General features: G+C 57.7%; 15 protein-coding genes. 4 read left to right on the top strand and 11 right to left on the bottom strand.

Annotated elements, in window-relative coordinates; genetic code table 11:
* Positions 1-4 precede the first annotated feature (4 nt).
* The 7 genes from IEW06_RS10720 to IEW06_RS10690 form a co-directional block, all read right to left on the bottom strand.
* On the bottom strand, positions 5-835 hold the full coding sequence (locus tag IEW06_RS10720; RefSeq protein WP_187732528.1) for an amidohydrolase family protein: 831 nt from the start codon (positions 833-835) through the stop codon (positions 5-7).
* The gene (locus IEW06_RS10715) at positions 822-1,679 is read right to left on the bottom strand and encodes a fumarylacetoacetate hydrolase family protein (RefSeq protein WP_188548262.1); all 858 of its coding nucleotides are present in this window, start codon (positions 1,677-1,679) and stop codon (positions 822-824) included. Before IEW06_RS10715 ends, IEW06_RS10720 begins: the two co-directional genes overlap by 14 nt.
* A 33-nt stretch (positions 1,680-1,712) precedes the next feature.
* On the bottom strand, positions 1,713-2,477 hold the full coding sequence (locus tag IEW06_RS10710) for an SDR family NAD(P)-dependent oxidoreductase (protein WP_187732527.1): 765 nt from the start codon (positions 2,475-2,477) through the stop codon (positions 1,713-1,715).
* Positions 2,478-2,480: 3 nt separating this feature from the next.
* Complete coding sequence (gene fucP, locus IEW06_RS10705) at positions 2,481-3,734, bottom strand: L-fucose:H+ symporter permease (protein ID WP_188548261.1); 1,254 nt, start codon at positions 3,732-3,734, stop codon at positions 2,481-2,483.
* Positions 3,735-3,807: 73 nt separating this feature from the next.
* Positions 3,808-6,870 (bottom strand): glycosyl hydrolase 115 family protein, encoded by a 3,063-nt coding sequence (locus tag IEW06_RS10700; protein ID WP_188548260.1) that lies wholly within the window; start codon positions 6,868-6,870, stop codon positions 3,808-3,810.
* Between the two features lie 318 nt (positions 6,871-7,188).
* Positions 7,189-7,653, bottom strand: coding sequence for a hypothetical protein (locus tag IEW06_RS10695; protein ID WP_187732525.1), 465 nt, complete (start codon positions 7,651-7,653; stop codon positions 7,189-7,191).
* Between the two features lie 131 nt (positions 7,654-7,784).
* Positions 7,785-9,101 (bottom strand): D-arabinono-1,4-lactone oxidase, encoded by a 1,317-nt coding sequence (locus tag IEW06_RS10690; RefSeq protein WP_188548259.1) that lies wholly within the window; start codon positions 9,099-9,101, stop codon positions 7,785-7,787.
* A 143-nt stretch (positions 9,102-9,244) separates the two neighbouring features.
* On the opposite strand from IEW06_RS10690, the gene IEW06_RS10685 reads away from it, so the two are divergent.
* The 4 genes from IEW06_RS10685 to IEW06_RS10670 all read left to right on the top strand — a co-directional run bounded on the left by IEW06_RS10685 (position 9,245) and on the right by IEW06_RS10670 (position 14,236).
* Positions 9,245-10,363, top strand: coding sequence for a mandelate racemase/muconate lactonizing enzyme family protein (locus IEW06_RS10685; protein ID WP_187732524.1), 1,119 nt, complete (start codon positions 9,245-9,247; stop codon positions 10,361-10,363).
* Between the two features lie 280 nt (positions 10,364-10,643).
* Positions 10,644-11,042: a hypothetical protein gene (locus tag IEW06_RS10680; RefSeq protein ID WP_187732523.1), complete on the top strand. Its 399-nt coding sequence runs from the start codon at positions 10,644-10,646 to the stop codon at positions 11,040-11,042.
* A gap of 175 nt (positions 11,043-11,217) precedes the next feature.
* Positions 11,218-12,297 carry an alpha/beta fold hydrolase gene (locus IEW06_RS10675; RefSeq protein ID WP_187732522.1) on the top strand — a complete coding sequence of 360 codons (1,080 nt, stop codon included), beginning with the start codon at positions 11,218-11,220 and terminating at the stop codon, positions 12,295-12,297.
* A gap of 139 nt (positions 12,298-12,436) precedes the next feature.
* Positions 12,437-14,236, top strand: a complete 1,800-nt coding sequence (locus IEW06_RS10670) for a DUF885 domain-containing protein (protein WP_187732521.1) — start codon at positions 12,437-12,439, stop codon at positions 14,234-14,236.
* Positions 14,237-14,378: 142 nt separating this feature from the next.
* Here IEW06_RS10670 and IEW06_RS10665 read toward each other — a convergent pair whose 3' ends face one another.
* The 4 genes from IEW06_RS10665 to IEW06_RS10650 form a co-directional block, all read right to left on the bottom strand.
* Positions 14,379-16,205: an SBBP repeat-containing protein gene (locus tag IEW06_RS10665; protein WP_188548258.1), complete on the bottom strand. Its 1,827-nt coding sequence runs from the start codon at positions 16,203-16,205 to the stop codon at positions 14,379-14,381.
* A 578-nt stretch (positions 16,206-16,783) separates the two neighbouring features.
* Positions 16,784-17,455, bottom strand: a complete 672-nt coding sequence (locus IEW06_RS10660; protein ID WP_187732519.1) for a LytR/AlgR family response regulator transcription factor — start codon at positions 17,453-17,455, stop codon at positions 16,784-16,786.
* 216 nt (positions 17,456-17,671) lie between these two features.
* Positions 17,672-19,201, bottom strand: coding sequence for a sensor histidine kinase (locus IEW06_RS10655; RefSeq protein WP_188548257.1), 1,530 nt, complete (start codon positions 19,199-19,201; stop codon positions 17,672-17,674).
* Positions 19,202-19,645: 444 nt separating this feature from the next.
* Entirely contained in the window at positions 19,646-21,127 is a 1,482-nt protein-coding gene (locus tag IEW06_RS10650) for a serine hydrolase domain-containing protein (RefSeq protein WP_188548256.1), read from the bottom strand.
* Positions 21,128-21,193: the final 66 nt, after the last annotated feature.

Here is a 21,193-nt window from a genome sequence, read left to right as displayed (position 1 = left end):
AGGATTAGAGAGCGTAAAAGGAGGCCGCGTTGTCGCCCCAAAACCGGGCTTGCTCTGTGCGTGAAAAAGAACCTAGATAATCTTTCAGCAAGCTCACTGTTTGGCTGTAGCCGCCCGCCACTTCGCACACCGGCCAATCGGAGCCGAATAGCACCCGATTAGGCCCGAAAGCGTCGAAAACCACATCCAGATAAGGCCGGAAATCGGTGGGCTGCCAGTTGTGCCAATCGGCTTCGGTTAAGAGCCCGGAGACTTTGCAAACCACGTTTTGGTGCGCGGCCAGGACTTGGATGTTGCGCCGCCAAGGCTCCACTTCGCCCGTTTTGATGAGCGGCTTGGCCAAATGATCGAGCACGAAAGCCTGATTGGGGAAAGCGGCGGCTAGCTCGGTGGCGTATGCGAGCTGATCGGGGAGGATGAGGAGATCGTAGGTGAAGCCGTGCTGACTCAGGGCGGCAATGCCGCGCCGGAATTCCGGCCCCAGCATCAGCGCCCGGTCAGCTTCACTTTGCAGAATGTGCCGAAAGCCTTTGAGCTTGGCAAACCGCCGGTAGTAAGCCAGCCGCTCGCCAAGGTTTTCGGCCCGCAAATCCACCCAGCCAACTACGCCTTTAATGAAGTCATACTGAGTTGCCAGTTCGAGCAGAAAATCCGTTTCCGTTTCCGACTGACTCGCCTGCACTGCTACGCAGCCATCGAAGCCGTAGTGCTGGAGCAGCGCTTGCAGATCGGGGGGCAAAAAGTCGCGCCGAAGCACGGCCATGTCATCACTGATCCAGGCGTCACGTGCGGCATCAAACTGCCAGAAATGCTGATGAGCGTCAATTCTGGCCATAGGCTTTCAGCACTTGGCGCGAAGTGCCCAAGCCATCGATGCCCAGCTCCACCACGTCGCCGTGCTTGAGGTACACGGGCGGATTGAAGCCCAAGCCAACTCCCGCCGGGGTACCCGTAGAAATGATGTCGCCGGGCAGCAAAGTCATAAACTGGCTGACGTAGCTGATCAGGAATGGAATGTTGAAAATCAGGTTGGCTGTGTTGCCATCCTGCATCATCTGCCCATTCACCGACAGCCACAGCCGCAGGTTATTTACATCGCCCATTTCATCCGGCGTCGCCATAAACGGACCCACGGGCGCGAACGTGTCGCAGCCCTTGCCCTTGTCCCAGGTACCGCTGCGCTCCAGCTGAAACTCCCGCTCCGACACGTCGTTGTGCAGGGCATATCCGGCGATATAATCGGCAGCGTCAGCTTCTTCTACGTAGGATGCGCGCTTGCCGATAACCACGGCCAGCTCTACTTCCCAGTCGGTTTTGGTGGAGTTTCTGGGAATGATAATCTCGTCGAAGGGTCCGGTGTACGAGGTGGTGGCCTTCATGAACAATACCGGCTCGGGGGGCGGGGTGGCGCCGGTTTCGCGGGCATGATCACTGTAATTCAAGCCAATGCACAGCAGCTTGGACGGCCGCGCCACGGGTGGGCCGAGCCGCTCCGAATCAGCAATCGGTGTCAGCTGGCCTTCGTTCTTTTGTAAAAATTTGGCCAAGCGCTGGAGGCCATTATTGGCAAAAAAGGCTTCGTTGTAGTCTTCGCCGAAGGCTGACACGTCGAACTTCTGATCATGGAGAATGACGCCGGGCTTTTCCTGGCCGGGGGCACCGTAGCGGATGAGTTTCATATGAGCGCTGGGGGGCTTTTTTAGGCTTGGTGATTAACTATTTAACTTGATAAAACCGCCGTCGATGGGGTAGTCGCAGCCGGTGATGAAACCGGCTTCCGCCGAGCACAGGTACAAGGCCAAGGCGGCTACTTCGGCGGGCTCGCCCATGCGGCCGATGGGCTGACTTTTGGAGAGCTTAGCGAATATCTCTGCTTCCTGGCCAGCATAGTTTTGGGCAATGAAGCCATCAACGAAGGGCGTGTGTACCCGGGCCGGGGAGATGCTGTTGCAGCGGATATTACTGGAAAGGTAGTCGCGGGCCACGGAAAGCGTCATGGCGAAAATGGCCCCCTTGCTCATGGAATACGCGAAACGGTCGGTGAGGCCCACGTGCGCGGCAATGGAAGCCATATTCACGATAATGCCCCCGCCCTGCGCTTTCATCAGCGGCACGGCCGCAAACAGGCAGTTGTACGCGCCCTTCACGTTCACCTGGTACACGCGGTCGAAGTCGGTGTCGGAGGTGTTCTCCACGTTGCCCACGTGGGCGATGCCGGCGTTATTAACCAGAATATCGGCGCGGCCGATGCGCTGAAAAATGTCGACTATCTGCGCCTGCTGACTTACATCGGCCGCGTAGGCGTGGGCCTGGCCGCCGCTGGCTTGTATTTGCTGGGCGGTTTGCTGGCCGGCTGCTTCATCCCGATCGAGAATGTGGACGGTAGCACCCTGACGCGCAAACAGCAGGGAAATGGCCTGGCCAATACCGCTGCCTCCGCCCGTAACGACGGCGTGTTTTTCAGTTAAATCGAACATAGGTTAGTGGGCTGTAGCGAGCTGTACATGCTTGACACGCGCATTTTTGAGGGCAAAATAAAAGACCACCAGAAAGCAAAAGGCGGGCACCAGATAGGCCGTTTGAATGGTGCTCATATCCGACACGCGGCCCATGAGCACCGGAAACACCGCGCCCCCCACAATGGCCATAATCACCAGCGAGGAGCCTTCTTTGGTTTTGCCTCCCAGGCCGCGAATGCTTAGCGAGAAGATGGTAGGGAACATGATAGACATAAAGAATTCGACGCCCATGAGCGCGTACACCGAGAATTTGCCCGGCAGAATGACGGCCAGCAGCACCAGGAAAAAGTTGAGCAAACTGTACACCGCCAGCAGGCGCGGCGCCGGAATGTAGCGCATCAGAAAGGTGCCGATAAAGCGCCCGATCATAAAGCCCAGCAGCGCCGCCGACAGATACCGGGCCGCCGACTTCTCGCCAATGTTTGCTACCTGCTGAGCAAACCGAATAAAAAAGCTGCTCACGCACACCTGCGCGCCGATGTAGAAAAACTGCGCCACCACGCCCAACAGCAGGTTTTTCTCCCGCAGCAAGGGCCGATTAGCCTCTGCGCCCCGATCTTCCCCTACAATATCGGGTAGGCGGGTGAAGTACAGGAGCAAGGCCACTAGCAGCACCACGCCGCCAATAAGCAGAAAAGGCACCTGCACGGAAGCCGCCTCCGCATTCAGGTAGGCATTTAGCTGCCCCCTGGACATGCTGGCTTCTTCCGCGGCCGAAAGCGTGTTGCCCGACAAGATGAAAATGCCCCCCAGAAAGGGCGCCAGCGTAGCCGCCAGGCCATTGAACGACTGCGCGAAGTTGAGGCGCTGGGTAGCGCTTTCCTCATCGCCGAGCACGGTGATATAAGGGTTGGCGGCGGTTTCCAGGAAGGTCAGGCCGCAGGCAATGATGAAAAGGGCGGTCAGGAAAAACGAGTAGGAGCGGGCCGCCGCGGCGGGGTAGAACAAAAAAGCCCCCCCGGCAAACAGCAGCAGCCCCAGCAGGATACCGCCCTTGTAGCCAAAGCGTTTCATAAACTGGCCGGCGGGAATGGCCAGCAGAAAATAGGCGATATACGACGCCGAATCAATCAGTGCTGACTGGGCATCGGTGAGTTGGCAGGCCTTTTTGAGGTGGGGAATCAGAATAGGGTTCAGATTGAGCGCAAAGCCCCACAGGAAAAACAGCGACGTAATCAGCGCAACGGCAAACAGGTTCTTCCGGGCGGTAGTCATTAAGTGGGCTTTGAAAAAGGTAAAAACGTGGGTTTAGGGGGACGCAAGTGGCGCGGTAGCAAGCTGACTACAGCTACGGAAACGAGCTTTTGCCCCCCAGGGCTTGCTCCGGGCTGCTGTGCGAGGAAGAAGGCTGCTGCGCCGAAGCTTTTCGGGGTGTGGAGACAGGAGCCACTGTTTTCCAGGTTTCGGGAATGAGGCTGTAAGCAGGTTGCAAGCCGCCCAGGTCGATAGTCAGGTGGTCGAAGACCACGCCCGGATCAATGAGGTAAATGGTGAGTGTGTGCCGGCCGGGACTCAGCGAATCGCTTTTAACTTGCCGCTGTGCCCGGTTGCTCAGCACATTCTGCTTCCACTCCTCCGAGCGGCCCACCGTTTTAAAATCGACAATCTTGATTGGGCCGTGGTCCACGGCGACGCCGTAGCGCATGCTGCTACCCCGGGTGATGGGGTGCGTGGGCAGGGTAGAAACCGTAATGGTAGGAGCCGCCCGCGAGAAGGTATAAAAATCGTACTCCACGGTTGGGGCCTGAGTCCTTAGGTTGGCGGTATCAACCAGGGCCTCTGCTTGCAAAGGATACGCTTGTAAAGATTGACCGGCGTGGCCCAGACCTTCCACCAGCGTCCAGCGGCGCTGGGCGTTATCTATTTTGCGGCTGTAGTGCGTGGCCCGCATCGAAACGTACCCATTGGTTTCGATAAAGCCCTGATAATCGGCGGCTATTTTGCTTTCTGCCACGGCGGCTCGCACGGCCACGCGGAATATTTTGCCGGCTCCGCTAAACGTCAGGAAACCCGTGGCCGGGCCGCGCTTGGGTACTTTGCTCCAGTCGATGCGGACCTGGAGCCGCTGTTGTTTTTGCCCCCCAGCCGAGGTGAGCGTGCCTTTTTGGGCAGACAATGTCAGCCACTTCACCGTCGATTTGGCTTTCCAGGCAACAGACCGGCGCCGGCTCAGAAACACATCTAGAAAGTACGAGGCTGGGCCCCACGGATAGAAGGTCGGCAGCTTCAGAGAAGGCGCTACGGTAATAGTCTGAGCGGAGTCGTGGGGGGCAAATTCTTCCGGCGCCACGCCCCAAATCTGGGTGGTATCGAGGGCGAGCGGCGGCACCGCCGGCGCCTGAAACACCGGCAGGTTGCGGGGCTTCATCGACATCATCCCGCGCCATTTGCCACCCGCCAGCTGGTTATTATAATACTCCGTTTCGCGCTCTATGCTCGCGTACGCTTCCTGGGCCCACAGGGCGTAATCGGTGGAGCTGGCGCGGTTTTGCGTAGCGTAGAGGCGGCATTTGTCTTGATACAAAAACTTCTGATTCATCAGCGCCGCGCCCACCACCGGGTAATACACCAGCTCGAAGAAAGCATCGGCCCGCGCGGGCTCCATTTGGGGGCGCAGCTGCTGGACGCGCTGCACCAAGGCGGCGTACTGGTCGAGGCGGCGCTGGGCTTCGTCGCCGTAGGCAAAGTGGTTGTAGGCGGTGGGCTTGGTAGGGGTAGTAGGCTCGGTCTGGCTCCAGCCCATGAATTCGGGGCGACGCTCAAATGCCAGGTTGTAGTATTCCCACAGGATGGCCTGAATTTCAGGGCCGAATTTGTCGCCAAAAATGTCCCCCGCCCATGCCTGCAAGTGAGCCGGCACATGCGTGCTCTGCTGGAAGGGACGCGCATCGTACGCCATGTCCAAAAACAGCTGAATGTTGTATTCCAGCGGCTTGATGTCGCCCACGTTCAGCACCCACAGGCGGTCGGTTCTGAGGGCATAGGCCTTCATCATCTCCTCCCGAATCAGGGCCGGATGCGTGGAACTCAGCCACAGATAATCGTGGGGCCGGCCCCAGTAGGAAGCATGATAATACACGCCCGAGCCGCCCCCGCGCGCTTGCTCCCCGGCGTTGCTGAGGCGGCTGATATAGCCGTAGTTGTCGTCGGGCCACACCAGCGTCACGTCGTCGGGCAGCTTCAGGCCTTCGTCGTAAATATCCAGCACTTCCTTGTAGGCGGTAAACACCTGGGGCACGGTTCGCACGTCGGGGGCTACGCGGCGCCGCAGAATTTCGCGCTGGTCAGCAATGACACTAAGCAGCATCTGGGCGGCTTGCTTTGGGGTTTTGGCGCCTTCCATGCCGCTGTCGTGCACGCCGCGCATACCCAGCGAGTATATGGCCTCCAGCGGGCCAGCCTGCTGCGCCCGCTGCTCCCAGTAGCGGTACACGGCCGGCTTGTTGCGGAAATAGTCGAACGGCCCCATCATCTGCTCCTTCCACTCGTCCACGTTGTTGCGCAGCATGGGCTCGGCATGGGAAGTGCCCACCAGAATGGCGTAGCGGTCGGCCATCCTGGGGTTGTCGGGGTAAGCGAAAAACGCCCGCGTGCTGGGGTGCATGGCCGGCCAGATAAGGTTGGCTTTCAGGCGCAGCAGCAGCTCAAATATGTGTGCATAGGTATTGGGCCCAATATCCTTGATGTCTGGATCCATGTTCTGCGCGGCCCAGGGTTGAAGGCCCCAATCTTCGTCGTTGAGGAAAATACCCCGATATTTCACCGTAGGAGAGGAAGCCAGCAAACTGCCAGCCGTCAGGTACAGATTGGGTTGCTGGCGGGGCGTTACATCGGCCCACCAGTACCACGGCGACACGCCCAGCCGCCGCGACAACTCGAACACACCGAATGCCGTGCCGCGCCGGTCGCTGCCCGCAATGACCAAGGCCTTACCCGCTTGCCCCAGGGGCTTATCGACTACAGTAATGCTGAATGACTCCCACTTCCCCCTGAGGCTGGTGGTTTGAATTTGCCCCCCAGCAGCCAACTGATCAATTAGTTTTGACTTTCCAAGCGTGCCAATGAGTACAGAAAAGCCCCCCAGCGGCTGATTTGCCCCCCGCAGCGCCGGGGTAGTTCCCGTAATGCTGGCAATGTCGCGGGCCAGAGCATCGGCGGCCACCCGAACAACCTCAGCATCCTGCTCGTCGAGGTAGAAAGGCGCGGCCTGCTGCTTATGCACCAGCGCAAACACCTCAGTACTATAACTTCCGGCCAACGTGAGGGGCCCAGCCGGCGCAGACTGGGCGAGCGTCAGGGGTGAGGGGAGCAGAAGTAGCCAGCAAATGAGCCAGGAAAAGCACTTTCTCATCAGGCGACAGAACAAGAGTTACGGTGTCGTAGTAGAGAGCCCAGATTTCGCTCTGCTACTGCTCGCTGGTCATCCCCAAGAATGGCGCAACGTTGTATGCGCGCCACCCCTAGCATTCGACCTCCGAAAGCGAATGTGCCTCACCCTTCGTCGGTAACCGTCCCGTACTGTCCTGATTTTATAAATGCGCACGCACCAGAAGAGCCCGCGAAACGTGTGTTTAGCGGGCTCTTCTGGTGCGTGCGCATTCAAACGCTAACGGAAGAAAAGGAGCGTTTGAAAAAATGCTTGTACAGGCTTAAAGCGCTGCTGCGGTGCCTATTCAGGCGACGTGTGCTTCTTCAGTTGCACCAGCGTCACTCGGTTTCGGCGGCTTTCGGGCACGGAGGTAAGGTTGCGGGTATCTTCAATCACTGTTAGCTCCGTGTCGCTGATTGTGGGGGGAATCGTGTACTGAAAGGTTCCGTAGTCGAAAGAGAGCGACAGACTGTTGTTGGTATTGCTGTAAGAGCCAGCCTGCAACGATTTCTCCTTCGTGTAGGGCTCTATCTTGCCATCAGCTGAGAAAATGTAATACCGCTTGTCTGCCGCAAACAAGGGTTGGGTGCGCAGGTACTGACCATCGGGGGAATAATGGGTTACCGATGCCTCCAGCACGTCCCACCGGCCAACCAGACTCTTGACCGGCACGGGCGCTACTTCTTCTTTTTCCTTGGATGAGCAGCTGAAAATCGTAAGCGAAAAAAACAGTAATACTAAACGGGTGAACACGGAGGAAAGCATGCTGAGACTTGATAAAATAAAATAGGTTGAGAGATAAGTATGCTTTTATCAAGAATCATGCAGGAGTCTGGTGTTGTTTGAAATAAATATTAGATTTTATGAATTTTATGCCCTTATCGCATCTTAAGCCATTAGAGGGAGCTGCCGAGATACGTATCCACGAAGGCATTGCGAAACTTGCCTGTTGGATCGTACTGCGCCATCAGGGCCTGGAAGGCGGGCAGCTTCTCATACTGCCGTTGCAGGTGGGCGGCCGGCAAGGTGAACAGCTTACCCCAGTGGGGCCTCACCCCAAAGGGCGACAACTCCCGTTCCAGCAAGGGCAGTACCTGACTCACAGCGGCCCAATTTGGTTTCCAGGTAAAATGAATTCCCAGCGAGTCTTGCCGGTAGCACGGACTTAGCCACAGCGCATCGGCCGCAACCGTTCGCATCTCCGAAATCTGCAGACACGGACGCAAGTGCTCATGCAGGCGCGCAACGGCCCGAATTGCTTCCTCGGCGTGGCGCAAGGGCACAAAGTATTCCGATTGCAGCTCCTGGCCCGAGCTAGGCGTGAAGCCCAGTCGGAAATGAGGCAGCCGGTCATACCAGGGGCCCGGCACACCCATCTGCTCGGTGCAATTCACAGGGGAGAGGCCGGCCAGCGGATGCAGATTCTGCGTGGCTCGCGGGGCCCCAAAAAAGTCGGAAGGGGTGTGCTGAAGCGGCGCGCCGGGCGTGAGGCGCTGTTTGAGCCACACCTGCGTAACGCGCTCCTGCTGCCAGTCGGTGAACAGGCTCACGCTGTAGGCGCTGGCCTGAATGGCCGCGAAGTGCTCATATACTTGCGTTAAAGGCAGGTTTTCGTACACATCCTGGCGCAGCTGAAAGGTAGGCTCCACCGCAAGCGTAAGCTTGGTAACTACCCCCAGCGCCCCCAGATGCACAATTGCCCCCCGAAACTCGTCGCCGTCATTTTCCTGCGACAGCCCCCAAATCTCGCCCGAGGCCAGCACCATTTCCATGGCCCGAACCGCCGTAGCTAAGTTGCCGTGCCCGATGCCCGACCCGTGGGTAGCCGTAGCGCAGGCCCCGGCCACGGAGATATGCGGCAAAGAGGCCAGATTGTGCAGGGCAAAGCCGCGACTGTGCAGATAAAGCGCCAATTGCCCGTAGGTGATGGAGGCGGGCACCGTTACGGTGCGAGCGTCCGCATCGAGAGAAATCGACTGCTCCGCCGCGCCAAGCGCCAGCAGCTGCTGGGTGCTGTCGGCAATGCCGTTGAAGCAATGGCGCGAGCCCAGCACCTTTAGCTGGTCAGTGGCCCGCACCGCTTCCCGGACCTGCTCTGTGGTGTCGGCCTGCGCCAGCCGGGTGGTGCTATAGCGGTAGTTGCCGGCCCAGTTCAGCAGAGGCGGCCCAACGGGCACCGGGGAGGATGAAGGCAGGAAAGATGGTGATTCCATAAGATGCGGAAGCGACGAAAGAAGCTGGGGGGCAAAATTACGATATTATGAGAATGGCATCGGGCGGCGTAAGCTGGCGTGAGCGGCTGGGGGGCTTTTTTTTCGTCAATAGGGAATGATACGCCGGCTAGCTATTTTGCCTCATGCTACAAACTTCTATTCGCTCTATTGAGATTTTTAAGCTCTTCCTGCCGCTGAAAGAGCCGTTTGTTATTTCTCTGGGCCCGATAAAGGAAGTGCAGAACGTGGTCATCCGCCTGCGGACCGCCGATGGCTGCACCGGCTACGGCGAATGCAGCCCCTACATGACCATTAATGGGGAAAGCGTCGATACCTGCTTTGCCGTTGCCCAGTACTTAGCGCGCGGCCTGCGCGGGCACGATGCGCTGGATATTGCCGGCTGCGTGGCCATGATGAACCGTATCATCTACGCCAACAGCAGCATCAAAAGCGCGTTCGATATGGCCCTGCACGACATAGCCGCTCAGCAGGCCGGCCTGCCGCTCTACGCTTTTCTGGGGGGCAAATCTGATAAAGTTCTCACCACCGACATGACCGTGAGCCTGGGTCCGCCCCAGAAGATGCAGGCCGACGCCATTCGCTTTCAGCGGCAGGGCTTTCCATTCATTAAAGTAAAGCTGGGGGAAACGCTGGAAGCTGATGTAGCGCGAATCTGGGCCATCCGGGAAGGCATCGGGCCCGACCACCCACTCAGCATCGACGCCAATCAGGGCTGGCACACGGCGGAGGCGGCCATAGCCGTTTTGCAGGCGCTGGCTCCTTATCGCATTGCGCACTGTGAGGAACCCATTGCCCGCCACCTGTTTATGGATCTGGCCAGGGTGTCGGCGGCGTCGCCAATTCCCATTATGGCCGATGAAAGCTGCGGCGATGAGCACGACGCGGCCCGCCTGATCCAGCTGCGCGCCTGTCCGCAGTTCAACATTAAGCTGGGCAAGTCGTCGGGACTGCACCGGGCCAGGAAAATCGTCGATCTGGGCGCGGCCGCCGGCCTGACGTTGCAGGTGGGGGGCTTTATGGAGTCGCGCCTGGGCATGACGGCCGCCGCGCACTTAGCCCTCACCAGCGACGCCATCCGGCACTGCGATTTCGACACGCCATTGATGTACGCCGAGGACCCGGTGGTGGGCGGAATCCGCTACCTGGCGCAGGGCGTGATTGAGGTGCCACAGGTGCCGGGCCTGGGTGCCGTAATGGATGAGCAGTATTTGCGAAATGCGGAAAAATGGGTTATGGGGTAGAGCAGGTAAGGCTGCACATAGGGAGAATGGCAATTTATCGCCTACTTGCTCATCTCAGAAGCTGTATGAATTAATTAGAACGGGGTAGAGACGCGATGCTTCGCGTCTCGTCGTCTGCACCGTTCGGATATGTCGTCCAACGACGAGACGCGAAGTATCGCGTCTCTACCCCGTTCTGACGGCACAAAACCTGTTTTAAACCGCTTCTCAGCAAAGTATTACCCATCAAAATTTAAGCTATAAAGCTGCTGGCTGTATAGCGCTTTCTTATCCGTTCTTCATGCAACTCCTGACTGCTTCTTCTTATTTGACTCTCTACCTGCACCAAGGTACTTCCCGCGCCATCGAAGCGCAGTGGCTGGGTTTTGCCAGTGGTACTGTGCTGCGCCAGGCTACGTTGGAGGCCGTAGTCCTGGCCCGGCAGTATCGCGTTACCGGCTGGATGGCCGACGACCGGCTCCTGGGGGCCGTGCGTCCCATCGATCTTGACTGGATTGCCCAGCAGGTGCTGCCCCAGTTGATCAGCCTTGGTGTGAAACGATTCGCCCGCATCGAGGCATTCGATCCGCTCAATAAACTGCTGATAGGGCAAGCCCAGGAAACAGCCGAGCAGCAGCTGCCCTTTGAGCTGCGCACATTTACAGATCTGCAGGCAGCGCGGGCCTGGGTCTGCGGGTAGCTTGTACAGAAATCACTGCCATCTAGTAACTGAATCGAGAGACAGGGGATGAGGGCCTAAGTGTCTTCTCAGCGTTAAAAAGCCTCCCAAGTGTAGAAATCGAGTGTCTACTTCCAACAGATACATGCTTTCACCTCCTGCCTCGCTCACCTATATCTATTCTGCCTCACCGAACATGAGAAAACTACTGTTTCTGCTGCTCTGGCTGCCGCTGCTTTGCTATGCCCAAACGGGAGCGATAAAATACCCGGCACCCACAGAGGCAGATTTCAGCCTGAAAAACTACGCGTTTGAGAGCGGGGAGAAGCTGCCGGAGCTAAAGCTGCACTACACCACCATTGGTCAGCCGCGCAAGGACGCAAAGGGGCGAGTAGCGAATGCGGTGGTTATCATGCACGGCACCACGGGCAGCGGCGAGCAGTTTTTGAGCGAGCAGTTTGCCGGCAACCTGTTTGGGCCCGGTCAGGTGCTGGATGCGGCTAAGTATTACATCATCCTGCCCGACGCCATCGGGCACGGACAGTCGAGCAAGCCCAGCAACGGCCTGCGCATGCGCTTCCCGAAGTACTCCTACAACGACATGGTGACGGCCAATTACCGCCTTCTGACCGAGCACCTGGGCGTGGCGCACGCCCGGCTGGTGATGGGCACTTCCATGGGCGGCATGGAAACCTGGGTGTGGGGCTACCGCTACCCCGATTTTATGGATGCCCTGATGCCCCTGGCCAGCCTGCCGGTGGAAATTGCGGGCCGCAACCGCATGCTGCGCAAAATGGCCATCGACCTGATTCAGATGGACCCGGCCTGGCAGGGCGGCAACTACACCACCCAGCCCCGCACGGGCCTGGCCGGGGCTATTTCCTCCCTGATTTTCATGACCAGCAGTCCGTACCAGATGCAGAAAGCGGCCCCCACGCGCGAGCTGGCCGAAGCAGCCCTGGATAAGCGAAGAACCCAGCTGCTGACTTCCCTCGACGCCAACGACTTCATCTACCAGTTCGACGCCTCCCGCGACTACGACCCGGCCCCGCACCTGACCAAAATAAAAGCCCCCCTGCTGGCCATCAACTCCGCCGACGACCAGGTGAACCCGCCGGAACTGGCTATTCTGGAGCAGGAAATCAAGAAGGTACCCAAAGGCCGCTACATCCTCCTGCCCATCTCCGACCTGACTGTCGGCCACGGCACCCACTCGCACCCTGCCTTGTGGGGACATTATTTGAAAGAACTGCTGACGTTGTCAGAGAAGCAGTAGCTTCCAATAAAGTAGCAGGGTAGGAGCCATTACCGGTACTTCTACTTCTACTCCACGTCGCTTCACTTCTAGCTCTAGCTTTTGCCCCCCACCGGCTCATACCGCCTTATATTTACTCACCACCTCAACCATCCCCCCTATGAAACATCTTTTCCTGTCGGCGGCGCTGGCGGCGGGCCTGCTGGGCACCCTGACCAGCCATACTCCAGCAACCAGCCTCACCGCCGCGCCCGTAGCTGCCGACTCGCCGGCGCTGGCCGCTATGTTCGATAAGTACTGGGACGAGCGCGCCATGCTCTATCCGCTGGAAGCCACCGGGCAGGGCGACAACCGCTACAACGACCAGCTGCCCAACGACGGCACCGTGGCGTACCGCGCCGCCCAGCGGCAGTTTTTTCAGCAGTACCTCGACCAGATCAAGAAGTTCGACCGCAGCAAGCTCTCCGACAACGACCGGGTGAGCTACGATATCTTCCTCTATGAGATGCAGATGCGGCTAGAAGGCCTCAAGCAACCCACCTGGATGATACCCTTCAATCAGATGGGCGGCCTGCCGATTGGGTTGGCGCAGCTGGGCGCGGGCTCCGGCAATCAGCCCTTCAAAACCACCAAAGACTACGACAACTGGCTGGGCCGCGTGCGTGCCTACCCGGTCTGGGCCGATACAGCCATCAGCAACTTTCGTAGGGGCATGCGCGCTGGCGTGGTGCTGCCCCGGCCATTGGTAGAAAAAATGCTGCCCCAGCTTCAGGCCATGGTCACGCCGGACGCTACCAAGAGTATTTTTTACGGGCCCATAGGCAAGTTTCCGGCGGCTGTGCCCGCCGCCGATCAGCAGCGACTCACGGCCGCGTATCAGCAGGCCATCAAGGAGCAGGTGTCGCCCACGTACCAGAAGCTGCACGACTTCCTGAAGAACGAGTATCTGCCCAAGGCGCGCACCACTACGGGTATTTCGGCTGTGCCCGGCGGGGAAAGCATGTACCGCTTCGCCGTGAAGAACTCGACCACCACCGACATGACCCCCGACCAAATCTACCAGGTGGGGCTGAGCGAGGTGAAGCGCATTCGGGCGGAGATGGAAAAGATCAAGACGGAAGTGGGCTTCAAGGGCGACTTGCCGGCGTTCTTCAATTACCTGAACACCGACCCCAAGTTTATGCCCTTCAAGACGGCGGAGGAGGTGCTCAACGTGTATCGCGGCATTCAGGCCAAGATTGACCCCAACCTGAAAAAGATGTTTAGCCGGGTGCCCAAAACAGGCTTTGAGGTGCGTCAGACCGAAGCCTTCCGCGCCGCCTCGGCCAGCGCCCAGTACAACCGTGGCCTGGCCGACGGCTCCCGCCCCGGTATCTTCTACGTGCCCATCATCGACCCCACCAAGTACAACGTGACTCGCGGCATGGAGTCGCTGTTTCTGCACGAGGCTATTCCGGGCCACCACTACCAGATTGCCCTGCAGCAGGAAAACACCAACCTGCCCAAGTTTCGTCGCTACGGCGGCTACAGCGTCTTCAGCGAAGGCTGGGCCCTGTACACGGAGAGTCTGGGCAAGGAGCTGGGCCTCTACACCGACCCTTACCAGCGCATGGGCGCTTTGAACGGGGAGATGCACCGCGCCATCCGGTTGGTGGTGGATGTGGGCATGCACAGCAAAAATATGACCCGCGAGCAGGCCATCGCCTACATGCGGGCAAACCGCAGCATCGATGAGCAGGCAGCCACGGCCGAGATTGAGCGCTACATGGCCTGGCCCGGACAGGCGCTGAGCTACAAAATCGGGCAGCTGAAGATCAGCGAGCTGCGTCAGAAGTATGAGAAGCAGCTGGGGGGCAAATTCAACCTCAGCGCCTTTCATGACGAGCTACTGGAAAATGCCGCCATGCCTTTAGCCATTGCTGAGAAGACGATGGATGCGTGGGCAGCTACGCAGAAGTAAGTCTAATACTGTATTAGTTAAAAAAGCCCCCCAACGTTAGTTGGGGGGCTTTTTACTTATAAGACTCATCGTAATAAAACCTGCTGAGGAGATTATAGTTACCTAAGTCACTTCTCCGCATTGCTGATTATAATTCCGTAGGCTATTTCTGCACACCGATGCGTATCGTCTCAGTAGTCTTACCCTGAATGAGGCGGCAGAGATAGACACCGTTGGGCAGATCAGCGGTGGACAGCTGGACTGTCTGTACACCCTCAGAAGTGTTGATACCAAGATTGTGGGTTTGTACCAGCGAGCCTCTGGCATTGTAGATTAGCAGCTGCGCCGAAGCCGCTGAGGTCCGTTGGAACTGCAGCGTGGTTTGGTCGCGGGCCGGGTTGGGAAAAGCTTTCACGGGTAGCCTTGGCGATGCATCGTTTTGCCCGGCCAAGCTGCTGAGATTGGAGAAAGTGGTAGTTAAGCAGGGGCTCGGCTCACGGAGATACTTGACGGTAGCCACATCGAGGTCTGTGCCAGGGCCTGGCGAGAAGCCTGTCACATACGTATTGCCATAAATATCCACTGTCATGGCCATGGCTACTTCTAAACTACGACTGGCTGGCCCATCATAGCGCGCTTGCCAGCCTAGCTGCCCCGACTGCTGGTCATATTGTAGGGTGAGGTAATCAAAGTTATTACTACGGCTGTCCACAGTATAGCCTGTCACGTAGACGTTGCCATAAAAGTCCACCGCTATATCATTAGAGGAGGTCCTTTCGGGTGAAAGGTAGCGTGTCAGCCAACGTTCCTGTCCCGTTCGCCCATCATATTTTAAAGTAACAATCTCATCGGTCGTCCCATTGAATGATGACCCGGTAACATAGGCGTTGCCCGCTAGATCAACGGCAACCCCACGGGCCGTGACGTTGTTGGCGACCCCATTGTAGCGCGCTAACCAGAGTTGCTGGCCTGTGCGGCCATCGTACTTGAGCGTAGCCATATTTTGGCCCGTGTGAGGAGAGAAGCCAGTCACGTAGGCGTTGCCGGCTAAGTCCAGCGCTATATCCCAGCCTGCATCATAGCCATTGGCAGGTCCGTTGTAGCGCGCCACCCACCGTGGCTGGCCTGTTCGGCCATCGTATTTTATGGTGGCAAAATCACCCTCAGTATCACTGAACGAGGCTCCTGTGACGTAGGCGTTACCCGCTAGGTCGACCGCTAGGGCCCATGCGAGATCTAGCGCATTAGCAGGACCATTGTACACTGCCGCCCACACTTGGCGCCCTCTCCGCGGTTCATACTTAAGGGTAAGATAATCTGAGTTGCCGCTTAGGTTGGTGGTGGTGCCGGTGACGTAAACATTACCCACGAGGTCCACGTCTATATCAGTAGCAGTTTCTTCGCCATTGCCGGCTCCATTATAGCGGGCTATCCACTTCTCTTGGCCCGTATACTGATCATAGCGAATAGTGACTAAATCTTCATCGTTCCCGTCAGACGATACCCCCGTTACATACACATTACCCACGAGGTCTACCGCGATGGCGCGAGCCACATCATAGTCATTGGCGGGCCCATTATAGCGGGCTACCCATAGGGCCTGGCCAGTGCGGCCATCGTACTTGATGGTAAGAAAGTCATTAAAGACGCCCCCAGGGACAAAAACACTACTGCTGACAGTGTAGCCCGTTACGTACACGTTACCCGCAAGGTCGACGGCGATGTCCCTGCCCTCATCCGAGCTATGGTTCGGTCCATCATAGCGCGATACCCAGGCTTCCACACCTTCGGCATTACACGGTAATAGTCGGCTAGCGGAGGCAGGTCCTACCTGGGACTGGACCTCATAGCTGCGTAATGCCGACTGGTCAGGAAGCTGGGAGTGTGAGGCTGGTGCGCTGGGGGGCAATAGTCGCTCCTGAGGCGAGCTGAGCGGGAGGGGAGCAGGAGCCAGACGGCTTTGTTGAGCGTGGCTAGCAGACGCGCACATCAGGCTTCCTGCTAGCAATAGGTAGTGAGTAAAAGAGTAGCACATAGCAAAAGTGCGGAAAGGATACTGCAGCCATTATGCCGCTTACAAACACGCATGTGTGGACAGAAGAAGCCATAGATGGCTTACCAGGAGAGTCCTCGGGATTTCCCGAAGAAGGCCGGCGCGGCTAGCTACGCCGGACGGGAGCACAAAAATCTGTTAGCTGGTAATAAGTAAAATTTAACTCTTTATAGTTATAAATGCAATACTCCGTGCTTATCCTATAAAAGCCTGCCTAGCAACATAGTGGCTTCCTATATCGCCCAAAACCCTGATGCCCGAATCGTTAACCCTCAGGTTGGAGGTGGTTTGGGGGAATCAGGTTTAACGTTGGCACACCTCGGGTCTCTCCCTTTACTGAATACTGGGGTGGCGCGTTTACCGGCTACATGGACGCGTTCATCATTGGGGTAAACGGCCACAATACGATCTATGACTTTGAAGCAACGTGCCGGTAAAAACTATTGCTTCAGACAAGACCGTTAAGCCTTCAGGTATGAAGTAGAAGCCACGGTGAATGCAGCGTGGCTTCTACTTCATACCTGAAGCTGCCCCAGATACGAAGCGCCCACGGGCACGGCGTGGCCGCGCACGGTTACCTGGTGGCGCTCCAGCTTGTCGATGTAGTCTTTGGCCACCACGAAGGAGCGATGCACGCGCACAAACTTGTCGGGGGGCAAAAGTTCGGTTAGCTCAGTCATGGTCATGCGGGAGAGCAGGCGTTTGCCCCCCAGCACAAACGTGACGTAGTTGCCGGCCGCCTCCATGTACAGAATGTCGGCGTAGGGCACGCGCACCTGCTCGGCGCCCGTTTTTACAAACACGTAATCTTTGGGCGGGGCGGCCTGGTCGCGGAGGCGGAGCAGCTCGTGGGCCTTGTTGCAGGCTTTCATAAACCTGGCCAACGAGAAAGGCTTCAGCAGGTAATCGACGGCATCCAGCTCAAAGCCCGTCACGGCGTGCTCGGAGTAGGCGGTGGTGAAGATGACGAGCGGCTTTTTCTGCAGACTGGTTACGAACTCCAACCCCGAAATGTCGGGCATCTTGATATCCAGAAAAAGCAGGTCTACGGGCTGGCTTTGCAGATACTCCATGGCCTCACAGGCATCGGTGAAGCAGGCTTTGAGCTCCAGAAACGGAATTTTGCCCCCCAGGGAGCGCACCACCTCCAGCGCCATCGGTTCGTCGTCGATTGCAATTGCCTTCATAGATATTCAGTCGGGTGTCACTGACCTTTATTCATGGTTCTGTGTACAGCAACAAAACGGAACGTCATGCAGAGCGGAGCGAAGCATCTCGCGTGCTGACGTCTGATTAGTAATCCTACTACCGCGAGCGAGATGCTTCGCTCCGCTCTGCATGACGTTCTACTCTGTATGACGTTCTGGGGGGCTTTTTCGTTTGCTCTCCACACGCGCTGCTGTCTACTGCTGAGCGGTGCCGCTCAACTGCAGCGTAAGGTGCACAAAAAACTCCTGCGGCGTTTCCCTGATTAGCAGCTCGTGCTTGCCGGGGTAGAGCAGGGCCAGGCGCTGGCGCACGTTCTCCAGGCCCACGCCGGAGTGGTCTTTCTCTAAGTCCAGCTCCTGCTTGGGGTGGGTGCTGTTGTACACATCAAAATACAGCTTGTCGGCCTCGTAGTGCAGGGTCACCCGTATCCACGATTTGCGCTTCAGACTGATGCCATGCTTGAAGGCATTTTCCACAAACGGAATCAGCAGCATGGGCGCAATCCAGCGCTCAGCCACCACATCCTCAATGCTGGTTTCGAGGCTGATGTTGGGCGAGGTGCTCGTCCGCAGCGACTGTAGCTCGATATAGTTGCGCATGTACTCTACCTCACGGGTGAGCAAAATCTGGCGCTGGTGGTTTTCGTGGAGCATAAATCGCATCATGTCGCCCAGCATCTGAATGCCCTGGGCCGTGCGCTCACTATTCTCCTGCAAGGCCGTGCCGTAGAGCGTGTTCAGGGTATTAAACAGAAAGTGCGGATTGATCTGGGAGCGCAGAAAATCCAGGTTGGCGGTCGACTGGCCCAGCTCGGTTTGCAGCACGCCTATTTCCTGCGTGACTTTGGCGCGCCGCTTATAGAGAATCCAGGCCAGCGGGGCCGTCAGAAAGAGCTGAAAGCCCTCATTGAAAAAGGCGAAACCCGCCGCTACATCCGGATCATTGCAGAAGATCAGAACCAGTAGCATCACCGGCCCGAATGATATAAGCAGGCACAGTAGCACCCACAGGATGTATGATCGCACCGGCCGCCGCTTCGTTACCAGCCTCGGGATGAGGTAGTAATAGGCGAAGAAATAGAAGGCTGCCGTAAGCGGCACAAGCATCGCCCCATACAGGATCATCTCTTCGGCTCCCACCGCCATGAGTAGCAATACGGTCACCAGCCACACGCCGACTGCCAGCGCGGCTTCGCGCACAATGGGTCGGTTCTTCGGCGTGATGGTTAGCGGCCTCGGGATAAAGCGCAGAACCGCGTACTTCAATAATGAGTACGTTCCTAGGAAAACCAACAGCTGAAAAGCCCCCCCGAATCCTTGCTGAAACAGGGCGTTGTAGGTGTCCTGCTCCGTGGGATACTCATGGAATAGATACGTGGCGGCATAGGTGTCGGTGGTGCCAAAAACGAGCCCCGCTACCACGTAGGCTGCTACTAGCAGCAGCACATTCCGGGTTACCCGCTCCCGCCGCAGCAGCTGGGGCACCACCACAAAATTGACCAGCAGAAAGGTGAGATAGACGGTAGCAAATACGATAACCCGCGGGTAGAAGAAGTTTGAGTAGTATCCGAAGGGCATACCTGCCTCCTCGAACAAGCGGCGGGCCGTGGCCGCATCACTGGAATCGAGCAGCAGAATCGAAAAAATGAGCAGGACGGTAGCCACCCCAAACTCAATCCGGGCAAGGGTGGACGGCTTATCGATATACTCGGTAAGATCTTTCATGGGGAAGGGCGAGGGTTGAGGCTGCGCCTCATGCAAAGTCGGTGTCATGCTGGTTGTGTTATCTTATGTATCGCGGCGTGATGTAGTTCGCGTGCGATTGTTGTTTAGTCGTTAAAAAGGCTGTTATGTAGAACGCCCTGAAGCATCGCGCGTGCTGAGGTTGTAGTTGTAATCCACCTAACAGAACGTCATGCAGAGCGGCGCGAAGCATCTCGCTCGCGGTAGTAGGATTACTGATCTAACGGCGTGAGCGAGATGCTTCGCGCCACTCTGCATGACGGTATGGTTTGAAAGTTTCCAACACACGATTAGGTGTAAATTATCAGTCTCTAAAAGAGGCAATCTATGCGGGTTTGTGCGTCTGGGGGGCTTTTTTGCTAAATAGTAGCTTGTGTTGCATGGGCAGCGGAGCTGAGATGATCTGATTCTGGATAAGCTTCCTTTCTATTCCTGGCGCTTGGCTTCGGTCACTTCCCAGCGGCCCTCCCGGATGGTGAGGCCAGCGGCCCGATCGGTGGCCGGCGTGAATATGATCTGGTTGTCGTCGTTGCCGGAGGGGATAAACACGTTGCTGCCCTGACTACGCAGCCGAAAAACCGGCCCGCCGGTTACCTGGGCGTGCAGCTTGCCGCTTTCCTCATACACTTTCAGCACCCGCGTCTTGGCGCCCGACTTGTACGTGTAGGTGCCGGCGTAGCGGGCAATATTCTCGGGCGTCAGGGGCAAGTCGCGAACGTTAATGCCGAGGGCCGTGCGGGCCAGCGCCTTCGTGATAGCCGCCGGATTGGCCTTCACCGAATTAGTCAAAACCACCACCGTCAGGCCAGTTTTAGGGTAGTGAGCCAGCGCCGACACGAACCCATTGGCGCCGCCCGAATGAAATACCTGCTCGTGCGAACCCAGCTCGGCCAGCTGCAAGCCGTAGCCGTAGCCAACCGTGTCGCCGCTAGCCAGAACGGTAGGCGTCGTCATTCGTCGCAATGACGCGGGCGAAACCACCTTGCCGCCGTGCAGCAAAGTGGTCCACTGGAGCAGGTCGCCCACGGTAGCGCAAAGGCCCCCCGCCGCGGGGCCCACTCGCATGCTCAGGTAGCGGGCGTTGATAAGCGCTTTTTCCTCATACTCGTAGCCCGCCGCTCGGTGCGGAATCACGCGGCTGGCTTCGCAGTACATGGTATTGCTCAGGCCCAGCGGCCCCAGGAGTTGGCGCTCCAGATAGTCCTGGTAAGGAATGCCCGTCACCCGACCGATAATCTCGCCCAGCAGGTAGTAGGCGAAGTTGTTGTACTCATACTTCTCGCCGGGCTTAAACTCGAAGGGCTGCTTGGCAAACAGCTCAATCATCTCAGGGTACGTGAGGTCGAGGCGGAAGCGCTGGCGGTTTTCCTCGTGCATCACCCGAAATGCCTTGATGCCGGACGTGTGGTTCAGCAGATGATGAATAGTGACGTGGTGGCCCTGGGTGGGGTAGTCGGGCAGGTACTTGGTGATGGGGTCGGTGAGCGACATTTTGCCCTCCTCCACCAGGCGCATTACAATAGCGGCGGTGTACTGCTTCGTGATGGAGCCCACCTTATACACGGTTTCCGGGCCGGCCGCCACGTCCATCTCTACGTTGGCCTTGCCGTAGCCTTTGGCAAAAACAAGCTGGCCATGCCGGGCAATTGCTATGCTCAGGCCCGGCGTGATGCCCGCCGTTATCTGGGCTTTCGCGGCAGAGTCGGCTACGGCCGCAAGGCGTTTTATATCCAGAGGCTGAGTTGTGGTCTGGCTCTGGGGTGAGGCTACCGCAGGCGCGGTGGCCTCGCGCACGCAGCTCGTTGCCGTGGGCATGCCGAGCACGAGAAGAAGGCCGCAGGCAAACGGGCGGGCGCGCCGCAACAAGCTGGCAAATGAAGGGAAGCTGGTGGTGTCAGAAGTTCTCATGATGCGTAGGGCTGTAGAGTTGGATACAACTGGCCCTTCTGCCGGGGCCTATCATGAGCAAGAATA

The organism is Hymenobacter qilianensis (assembly GCF_014638675.1).
GTDB classification, from domain to species: Bacteria; Bacteroidota; Bacteroidia; order Cytophagales; family Hymenobacteraceae; genus Hymenobacter; species Hymenobacter qilianensis.
The sequence above is the reverse complement of the archived record's forward strand: the minus strand, read 5'-3'. Positions and strand labels throughout refer to the sequence as shown.